Annotated in this window: 9 protein-coding genes; all 9 read right to left on the bottom strand. The window is 73.8% G+C overall.

Annotated features, from left to right (window positions below):
• Positions 1-627: 627 nt before the first annotated feature.
• Positions 628-1740: a hypothetical protein gene (locus ACFWBT_RS39000; protein WP_385708405.1), complete on the bottom strand. Its 1113-nt coding sequence runs from the start codon at positions 1738-1740 to the stop codon at positions 628-630.
• Positions 1740-2402: an RNA polymerase sigma factor gene (locus tag ACFWBT_RS38995; RefSeq protein ID WP_356465206.1), complete on the bottom strand. Its 663-nt coding sequence runs from the start codon at positions 2400-2402 to the stop codon at positions 1740-1742. The genes ACFWBT_RS39000 and ACFWBT_RS38995 overlap by 1 nt, the downstream gene beginning before the upstream one ends.
• Before the next feature lie 639 nt (positions 2403-3041).
• On the bottom strand, positions 3042-3794 hold the full coding sequence (locus tag ACFWBT_RS38990; protein WP_385708402.1) for a hypothetical protein: 753 nt from the start codon (positions 3792-3794) through the stop codon (positions 3042-3044).
• A 219-nt stretch (positions 3795-4013) separates the two neighbouring features.
• The gene (locus ACFWBT_RS38985) at positions 4014-4631 is read right to left on the bottom strand and encodes an RNA polymerase sigma factor (protein ID WP_385708399.1); all 618 of its coding nucleotides are present in this window, start codon (positions 4629-4631) and stop codon (positions 4014-4016) included.
• Positions 4632-4906: 275 nt separating this feature from the next.
• The gene (locus tag ACFWBT_RS38980; RefSeq protein ID WP_266761988.1) at positions 4907-5287 is read right to left on the bottom strand and encodes a hypothetical protein; all 381 of its coding nucleotides are present in this window, start codon (positions 5285-5287) and stop codon (positions 4907-4909) included.
• A gap of 167 nt (positions 5288-5454) precedes the next feature.
• Positions 5455-6027: a hypothetical protein gene (locus ACFWBT_RS38975; RefSeq protein WP_385708395.1), complete on the bottom strand. Its 573-nt coding sequence runs from the start codon at positions 6025-6027 to the stop codon at positions 5455-5457.
• An 86-nt stretch (positions 6028-6113) separates the two neighbouring features.
• Entirely contained in the window at positions 6114-6617 is a 504-nt protein-coding gene (locus tag ACFWBT_RS38970; protein ID WP_385708392.1) for a hypothetical protein, read from the bottom strand.
• A gap of 96 nt (positions 6618-6713) precedes the next feature.
• Complete coding sequence (locus tag ACFWBT_RS38965; RefSeq protein ID WP_385708389.1) at positions 6714-7508, bottom strand: DUF4328 domain-containing protein; 795 nt, start codon at positions 7506-7508, stop codon at positions 6714-6716.
• 153 nt (positions 7509-7661) lie between these two features.
• Positions 7662-9269 carry a family 20 glycosylhydrolase gene (locus ACFWBT_RS38960; protein ID WP_385708409.1) on the bottom strand — a complete coding sequence of 536 codons (1608 nt, stop codon included), beginning with the start codon at positions 9267-9269 and terminating at the stop codon, positions 7662-7664.
• Between the last annotated feature and the right edge of the window lie 4 nt (positions 9270-9273).

Raw genomic sequence — 9273 nt, 5'->3', positions numbered from 1 at the left:
TTTACCCCCCCCCCCATTGGCGGGGCCCGGTTCTTTTGTTTATCCCCCCCCCCCCGGGGGGGGCGGGGGGGGGGGGGGGGGGGGGGGGGGGGGGGGCCGGGGGGCACGGGCCCCCGCCCGCGCCAGTTGCACAGAGCCGTGGGTACGGGGGGAACCCCGGCTCCGTGCGACGGCCGATGACCAGTCGGCTCACCCCTTACTGCGTCACCGGCGCCGAAAACGTCACACCCGGGCCGAAGAAAGTTGAAGGAAGTACGAAACCGCAGGTCAGCGGGGTTCCGCGGGGCTCGCCGGACGAGGGGTCACGGGGCTGAGCCGCCCGTGGGGCGCGACCGGCCGGGGCACGCGAGCGGGCCGTGCGCGAGGGCGACCGTCACGAGAGTGCGCTGGTCGGAGAGCTGACGGCACGACAGCACGTGAGTCGAGGGGCCGACGGCACACCGGCCGAGGAACGACCCCACGACGGCGGGGAGACGGGCGGCACACCGGCGCGTGCCGGGAGCTGACGGTACGACAGGCGGCGAACGCGGGTACGGCGGTGCGGCGGCCGCGGAGCCGTCGCACGACGGCAGGCGGCGCGAGGGCCGGGAGGGCGGCGGCGCGATCAGCGCCTGGATGAACGGCGGTTCACGAGAGGACGCTGTCCAGCGGACTCGGCGCCGGGCTCGAAGGACTCGGCGTCGAGGCCGACGCGGACCTCGTCGGCCTGACCGGCAGGAGCCGTGTCAGCCTCGGGTCCAGGGAGGACGGGATGCCGCCGTTGCCCCGGGGGTCGTTGCCGCGCGGCCCTATGTGGTGGCCGTCGCCGTCCCCGTCCCCGTCACCGCCGCCCCGATCCCCTTGGTCGCCCTGGCCGGGGCCCTCTCCCCCCGACCCCTTCTCGCCACCGCCACCGTCGCCGTCCCCGCCGTCCCGGCCGCCCAGTTGCCGGCCGAGGACGCCCGAGCAGTACAGCTTCACCCGGGCGCCGCCACCCGCCACATGCTCCAGGGCGCGCCGGCGGTCCGCGTCGAGGTTCTTGCCGTCAAGGACGTCGCGACAGTACGCGCGTGTACGGGCCCACCACTCGCGGGTGCGGTCGGAACGCCCGGTGGAGTCCGGACCGGGCCGGCCGGTCGTCTCGTCGGCGCCGGGTACGGCGGTCGAGGAGGAGTCGCCGGACGGGTCGCCGGAGGGACCGTCGGGCGTCGGGACCACGGTTCCCATGCCGCCGGTGCCCTCGGGCGAGGGCGAGGCCGAGGGCGAGGCCGGCGGCCGGTCGGGGGTCCGTACCGCCGAGACCGATGCGGCCGGGCCCGGGTGTTCACGGGTGAACGGCGTCGGCAGCGCTCCGGTTCCGGCCGCGACGGCCACCCCGCCGACCATCCCGACGGCGAGGACCGCGGCGAGCCCGAATCGGGTGGGGCGCCCCCAGCGCGTCCGGCGTCCGTGCGCGGCGGGGCGCCCGAGACGGACGAGACCGGCGTCAGCGGCATGCGCACCGGGGCGCGCGCGACGGTGGCCGACCTGCGCCGCGGCTCCGTCCCCGCCCGCGCGCGCCTTGCGGAAAGCGGCCAACGCGGCTGCCTCGCCCGGGAGTTCGTCGCTGCTCAGCGTGGGTTCGGCGACCAGTGCGCCGAGCGCCTCGGCGAGTCGGTCCACCTGGTCGCGGGTACCGGCGTCGACGGCTTCCAGCGGCTCTCCCCGCAGCAGACGCTCCGAGGCATCGCGGTCCAGCCACCTGTACTGCTCGTCGGCCATCACATGTCCTTCTGCGTCCGCGAACGCGTATGCGTCACACCGGCGGACGTCACCGCGCGGGTGCGCGAACCTCGTTGCGGGGGTACGGCGTCGAGTGCGCCGGCGGATTCCGGATCGGCGCCGAGCAGCTCCGCGAGCCGCTTCAGGCCGCGGTGCGCCGCCGTGCGGACGGCTCCGGGGCGCTTGCCGAGGGTCTCGGCGGCCGTCTTGGCGTCGAGGCCGACCACGACGCGCAGCACGACGGCCTCGGCCTGGTCCTGCGGGAGCTGGGCGATGAGGGAGAGGGTGCTGTCGGTCGCCAGCGCCTCGATCGCCTCGGTCGCGGTGTCGGACTCGGCGGCCTGGCCGGTCAGCTCGGTCTCGTCGCCGCCTATCGCGGGGCGGCGTCCGCGCATGCGTATGTGGTCCAGGGCGCGGTTGCGGGCGATCCTCGCCGCCCAGCCGCGGAACCGGTCCGCGTCCCCGCTGAACCGCTCCAGGTCACGGGCGATCTGGAGCCAGGACTCGGACGTGACGTCCTCCGCGTCCGGCTCCCCCACCAGCGTCCTCACGTACCCGAGCAGGCGTGGGTGCACCGCTCGGTACACAGTCCGGAACGCGGTCTCGTCCCCGGCCTGTGCAGCAAGTACCGCGGCGGTCAGCTCCGCGTCGTCCCCCAGCACCCCCGCGCCCCTCTTTGCGCCTCAACCGGCGCCGCTCTCGCGGACCGGGTTCTCGCCGTTGTCGTTCTCGGACGGTCGTGGTCTCAGGTCCACGTGGCACTGGTCTCAGGTCCCACGTGGTCGCGGTCCCCGGCTCCACACAGTCGTGGTCCCGGATCCCTCGTGGTTGCCGTCGTCCGTTCTCCGCACCCGGCGCGAAAGGAACGTTACGGCCTGAAACAGCTCCCCGTCCATGTTCGTACAACATGCAACTACATGGTGACGGAGAGAGGTGTGACACAAAACGCAGTCGCGGCGCTGTAGAGAATACGGGTCGCCGCGCGGCCCGTGCCGCGCGACGGTCGGGGCCTCTCCTGTGGGGGGTGGCGGCCCCGGCCGTTGCCATCGGCGGGGCGTACGCCGTCGTCGTCCGCAGGATGTGCGCGGTCGTCATCGGCGCGGATGTGCGCCGTCGTCATCGGGGCGGATGTGCGCCGTCGTCATCGGGGCGGATGTGCGCCGCCGGACCGGCGAGGACCCGGGCCGCGCGCCCACCGCATCCCGTGACTCCCGCCCGAGAACGGGCTCGGCCCACTTCCCCGGTCACGATCTCCGTGCCGCCCGGACCGGTGGACACCGCGCCCGCCGACCCCGGCCCGCCTACCGCCCGCCCTTGGCCTTCGTCGGCTTCGGCGTGGCCACCGAGGCTCCCGGAGCCGGCGTCCCGCCCGTGTTCCCGCTCTTCGCGCCGTTCCCGGTCCGCCGCGCGTCCTTGGTCCCGGTGTCCTCGGCCAACCGCTCGGCGCAGTACGCCTCGACCTTGTCCTCGCCGCCCGCGGCCGTGACGAGCCGCTGCCAGGCCGTCGCGTTCAGGGCGTTGCCCCGGCCCCGGACCGACGCGTACGCACGGCAGTGGGCCTCGGTGTCCTGGGCCCGCGGCGGACGTCCCGCGAGGCCCGGCGCCACGGAGCCGCCCGGGGTGGGGACACCGGGAGCCCCCGGACCGGCGGACGGCGCCGCGGCGGGGAGCCGGTCCTGGACGTTCGACGGCCGGTCCCCGGCCCGGTCCCGGTCGTCGTCGCCGTGCGAGGACGACCCGATGGCCGCGACGGCGACGCCGCCGAGGGTCAGACCGGCCAGCAGCACGGCGAACGTGACCCGCGCGGAACGACTCGGCGCCCACCGTTCCCTGGGGCGCCAGTCGTCCCGCCGCCGGGCGCGCGCGCCGTGTGCGCCGCCGTCCCGCGCGGCTCGGAAGGCGGCCACGGCACGCGCCTCCGCCTCGGTGCCGGCCGCCCGGCCGCGTATCGCCGCGGCGAGACGCGTCTCCAGCGCGGCCCGTTCGCTCCCGGGGTTCACCGGATGCGCGACCCGACGGTCGGGGGTCCCGCCGTCACCGTGCCGTTCACCCATGTCCGGTTCCATCTCCGCCTGCCGCTCCGCCCGACAACTCCTCGCCGTACGACGACCTACCACCGAACGACGACGTCCCGCTGTTCGGCGCCCCGGCTCCGCCCGGCAACCGCCCGCCGGATAAAGGCCGTTCGGCGTCCGGCCGTCCTCCGCCGCCCAACGTCCTTACGCCGTACGACGGTTCCGTTCCGGGCGAGGACGGCCTGCCGGACGTCGCACTCATCCCGACTCCCCCAGCGTCCGGGGCTCGTCATCCGTCACACCCGTGACGCCGAGCTGGCGCGCGAGCCTCTTCAGGCCCCGGTGGGCGGAGGTGCGCACCGCGCCGGGCCGTTTGCCGAGCACGCGCGCCGCGGCCGGTCCATCGAGGCCGACGACCACCCGCAGGAGCACGGCCTCGGCCTGGTCGCGCGGCAGTCCCGCGACCAGTTCCAGGGCGTACTCGGTGGACAGGCTCTCCAACGCCTCGTCGTGCGTGCTGTGCCTGCCGGGCAGGTCCAGCACGTCCTGTTCGAGGGTGGTTCCCCGGGGCCGTACCTTCAGCCGGCGCAGATGGTCCAGGGCCCGGTGCCGGGCGATGGTCGCGGTCCAGCCGCGGAACCCGGCGCCGTCGCCGCGGAACCGTCCCAGATCCCGGGCGATCTCCAGCCAGGCGTCGGAGGCCACGTCCTCCGCGTCGTCGCCGACGATCCCGCGCAGATAGCCGAGCAGTCCGGGCTGCACGATCCGGTACGCGACCGCGAAGGCGGCCTCGTCCCCGTCCTGCGCCCGCGCCACGGCCACGCCCAGTTCCGCGTCGTACGGCTGCGCGCGGCGGGGTTCCCCTCCCTGGCCCAACACTGTCCTCGTTCGCACCGAGTTCGCCCGAATATGCCCTGCCGACGCGGTCGGCCGCGTCGACACCCCCATGGTCATCAGCGTCGGGCCCCAAGGAAATGTCACAGTGCGTCAGAGGACCCACCCGGCCCGGACGGATCACCGGCCACGGGGCAGCAGGTGCTCACGGAACCGGAACACCCGTGCCCGCGACCCTGGTTCACCGCACTCTGGTTCACCGCACTCGACGGCCACCCACCCGTCACCCGCGTCAACAACCCTGCGGGTCGATACAACTAGCGCGTGGCCTCCCGGCACAGGAGTCGCAGGGAGCCGTCGCCCGCGTAGCAGCGGCGGGCCTCCTCGATCGGGTCCCAGAGCCGCCCGTCGGGCGTGCGCAGCCAGTGTTCGCCGCCGGTCTCCCACCACTCGGCGCCGGTCTGACGGGCGACGACCTCGCCGGCGTACGCCCCGAATCCGCGCAGCACGCTCTCGACGGCGGCGTACGGCGCGCCGTCCCGGCGTATCTCCTCGATCATGCGGTCGACCCGCCACAGACTCTGCCCCGAGTAGTCGAGGCGCAGCCGGGCGCCCTCGCGCATGGTCGCGACCGTGTCGGCCGCCCAGCGAACGGGCTTCGTCGCAGCTGAGGGCCTGGTTGCTTGAGTTGCGTTCACACTCGGTAGAGCGTGACGGCGGCCGGATTCGTCACCCGTTCGGACGAGGGTTCGCGACACCGGCCCAGGACCGCCATCTCCGCCCCAGGACCGTCACAGGAACCCCGCAGGAACCAGGTTTGGGCGCGCCGGGGCCGCTCCCCGCCTCCGGCGCACCCGTGTCCGGTCTACGCCCGTCCGCGCGCCCTGCGCGACACCACCGCCCGCAGCACACGTCGCCCCTCCGTCGACGCGTCCAGCGCGAACCGCAGTCCGCCCGCGCCGTGTTCCGCGAGCAGTTCCAGGATGACGACCTGGCGGCGCAGCTCGGCGGCCACGAGCGGGGACATGCCCTCCGTACGCCCCTCGCGGCGAGCCGTCACGCAGGCCTCGGCGTCGTCGGCGTGGTCGAGGAACCGGTGCACCTGCAGCGCCGCCACCGAGCAGTCGTCCGCCCAGGCACGGAGTTCATCCCCGGAGGGCTCCGTGGGGACGGCGTCGAGCATGCGACGGGCGATCACGGCGGCCTGGTCCTCGTCGGTCACGGCCGGCTCGGGGTCCTCCGCGTCCAGCTTCGCGCGCGCCTGCTCCAGACGCGTTCCCCACTCGGCCCAGGTGTCCGCCTCCGCGAGGCTCGCCCACAGGGGCCGCAGGACATCGTCGTCTCCGCCCAGCAGCGGTACGCACCGATCCAAACAAGCCAGACCGCTCGCCGCCAGACCTCGCTCGTCCGCCTGAGCGATCAGTTCCACCAGACTCATCACGACTCCCTCGAAATGCCTCGACAGGGCGCCCTTGCCTCACGGAGCCCGCACTTCCCCTTACTGCGTGCAACGGTCCAGGAGTGTCACAGTGGGACCACCCCGAGCCGGTCGAGGAACTCGAAGAACAGGTTTTCGGCCAACGGCTCGGGCTCGGCACCCAGCACGTCGAGGAGCGGCTCGACCGCCACGGAGCGCCCCGCCTCGGCGGCCCAGGCGACCGCGCGCTCGGCCGCGTCGGCCGGCTCCAGGAAGTAGTCGTCGACGCCGAGTCCGCCCTCGGCGCCCTCGAGGTAACCGGCCATCGCGGCCCGCGCGAGACAGGTGGTCCACGCGCCGCCCGACGGCGCCGCCGCCTCGACGGCCACACAGGCGCTGTCCATGACGTATCCGAAGAGGGCGGGCGCGCCGGTCTCCCGGGCGAGCGCGTTCATGTTCCCGATCCCGCCGTCGCCGCTCGCGTACTCCCACACCTGCCAGCCGCCGGGCGCCGTGGTCCGCGCCACCAGGCCCGGCGCCCCGGCCAGCGCGATCGTCTCCGCGAGCGGTGCCTCACTTCTGCCCACGACGTAGTAGCCCCAGTAGCCCATACCGGTTTCCCCCCGGGTGTGTCGGTTCGGCGACTGGGGCCGAATACACCACAGGGGTGTGGGGGTTGGCCAGCGAAACGGACGAATCGACGCGCGTCAGACGCCGTGCGCGCCCGGACCCTCGTGCGCCTTCCGGTCCTGCATGCGGGTCAGCCGCAGCACGACGAGGATCGCGAGGCCCGCGGTCACGATGTCGAGGAGGTCGGCGAAAATGACCTTGCCGACGGCGTCCTGGATCTCCTGGGCGGTCTCGGCCTTGCGGTACGCGGTGAAGGAGGCCCGGTTGGCCAGCAGCCCGATGATCCAGAAGGTCCACCAGGTCTGGACGAGCCCGCGGCCGTTCCGGGCGCCGGCGGGGCCGCTCGCGTCCCAGATGTCCAGCATGATCCGCCGCGGGAACCAGAGGTTCACCACCGGGACGAACCAGCCCCAGCCCGCCCAGGCCCGGGACTTGGTGTGCCCGAACGGGTTGAAGACCTCGGCGTTGACGCGGACCCGCAGGAACCAGATCAGGTAGACGACGACCGCCGCCACGAGCGTCACCATCTGCGCGTTCCCGGCGACGGCGTAGAGCGAGTCCGCGTGATCGGCCCGGCGCTGAACGGCGTCACCGAACTCGCCGTCCGCGAGAGCGCCCGACACGGCGAACATCGTGTTGTCCGCCCAGAGCGCGAAGACGTCGGCTGCGATCACCAGGCCGAGCAGCGCGGCGGTGGCCTTTCCGAGGGCCACCGGCGAGCGCAGCCAGGCAGCGCCGTGCGGTGACACGAGCGGCGGCAGTGGCGCCCCGGGGTGCGGCGCGACGGGTCCCTGCGGCACGGGGTGCGGCGGGACGGGTCCCTGCGGCACGGGGTGCGGCGGGACGGGTCCCTGCGGTGGCGGCACGGTCATGAAAACCCCCCAGACGTGCCGTCACCGAGGTGACGACACAGGAAACCGGGCGCGCCCCTTCTCAGGGGTCACGCCCGGCATACGAACAAGTATCCGGAAGATACGGTTCGGCGCGTCACCGCGTCCAGCGCGTTCCCGGCGCGTCCGTCCCGGCTAGCCGAGCCGGTTCGCGAGCGTTCTGAACTGCGGCCAGGACAGGGCCGGCTTGCGCGGATCCCACAGCTTCTGGGTCAGGGCGCGCAGCGGCATGCGGATGCCGGCCGCGACCTGGTCCTGGGTCTGCGAGCCCGCGAGGTCGCACCAGACGGCGAAGGACGCGCCGAGGATCTGGGGGTCGTACTTCGCGGGGACCGGTGTGGTGCCGCGCAGGACGAGGGGGGTCCACTGCTCGTAGATGCGCTGGCCCGTCGGATAGACGAAGGTCTGGGGTTCACCGAGGACGTAGTAGAGGAACTCGTCGTTGTAGTTGATGACCTTGCGGCCCGTGCTCAGGTACGCGACCGGCGGCCGGGCCCCGATCTCCTTGCCGGTCCAGTACGCCACCTGGAGAGCGCTGTCCGCCTGGACGGTGCCCCCGCTGAAGATGCCGTCGTTCCAGACCCGTGCCGTCCGGTCGTGCCCGTGGATCACCTTGGCGCGGTCGTTCAGCCAGCCGGTCGCGAGGTCGGCGACGCTCGCGCCCGCCCCGTACTTGTTCCGGGCCGCGGTGGCCAGCTGCGGGAAGGACGCCGCCGGGTTCGCCACCGTCAGGGCCTGGTACTCGTCGCCGCCGAGGTGCCAGTAGGCGCCGGGGAAGAGGCCCGCGTACTCGTCGAGCAGCTCGTCGACGATGTTCGCCGCGGCCGGCTTGGAGATGTCCACGGCGCCGCGCGTGGGAACCCCCGACACATTGCGCAGCTGGAGGTCGGGGTGCGCCGCGATGACCGCGCCGAGGTGTCCCGGCGAGTCGATCTCGGGCACGACGGTGATGTGCCGGCTCGCCGCGAGGGCGAGGATCCTGCGCACCTCCGCCTTCGTCAGGTGCTGCTGCGACACGATCTCTGGGTGCGTGTCGGACTGGATGCGGAAACCCTGGTCGTCGGAGAAGTGCAGGCCGAGCTGGTTGTACTTCAGGTCCCCGAGCTCGCGCACCCGGTCCTCGATCCAGGCCGCCGTGAAGTGCTTGCGCGCGATGTCCAGCATGAACCCGCGGATCGGCTTCGCGGGCCGGTCGCGTACGACGCCCTCCGGTGCCGTACCGCCGCCGTGCACCTCTTGTTTGAGGGTGCGCGTGCCGTAGAAGACACCGGCCTCGGCGGGCCCGGTGATGGTGGCCCGGCGGTTCTTGACGGTGAGGGTGTACGACTCCGGGCCAGAGCTTCCCTTGTCGAGGCCCAGCGCCACGTCGCCGGCCTTGGCGCCCGTCTTCCCCGCGTACTTCAGCTTGAGCTCACCGGCGAGCAGCTTGCCCTCGTCGGCGAGGCCGTCGTCGTTCACGACCACCCGGGCACCGGCGGCCGGGCGCCAGCCGGGACCGCGGGCCGCGGTGTGCTCCCGTACGGCGGGGATGGTCGAGGGGGCCCGGGAGAGCGCGTAGCTGCGGGTCGGCGAGGGGCTGGCGGCGGGCGACACGCCGGCGGTCACGGCCTTCGACCGGTCGCCGCCCTCGTAGCGGCGGTCCAGGACGGCTTCCTTGATGTGCGTGTAGACGCGCTCGGCGGCGGGCGGGCGCTTGAGGGAGGAGGTCGGCGGCTGTACGGGGGCGGAGGGCGCGGCAGGCATGCGC

Source organism: Streptomyces sp. NPDC060027 (assembly GCF_042737005.1).
Lineage (GTDB): Bacteria > Actinomycetota > Actinomycetes > Streptomycetales > Streptomycetaceae > Streptomyces.
The sequence above is the reverse complement of the archived record's forward strand: the minus strand, read 5'-3'. Positions and strand labels throughout refer to the sequence as shown.

Bases quoted from the DNA above. Each gene is read 5' to 3' on its own strand.
- ACFWBT_RS38970 (WP_385708392.1), bottom strand. From the start codon at position 6,617: ATGGGCTACTGGGGCTACTACGTCGTGGGCAGAAGTGAGGCACCGCTC.
- ACFWBT_RS39000 (WP_385708405.1), bottom strand. From the start codon at position 1,740: ATGGCCGACGAGCAGTACAGGTGGCTGGACCGCGATGCCTCGGAGCGT.
- ACFWBT_RS38965 (WP_385708389.1), bottom strand. From the start codon at position 7,508: ATGACCGTGCCGCCACCGCAGGGACCCGTCCCGCCGCACCCCGTGCCG.
- ACFWBT_RS38975 (WP_385708395.1), bottom strand. From the start codon at position 6,027: ATGAGTCTGGTGGAACTGATCGCTCAGGCGGACGAGCGAGGTCTGGCG.
- ACFWBT_RS38990 (WP_385708402.1), bottom strand. From the start codon at position 3,794: ATGGGTGAACGGCACGGTGACGGCGGGACCCCCGACCGTCGGGTCGCG.
- ACFWBT_RS38960 (WP_385708409.1), bottom strand. From the start codon at position 9,269: ATGCCTGCCGCGCCCTCCGCCCCCGTACAGCCGCCGACCTCCTCCCTC.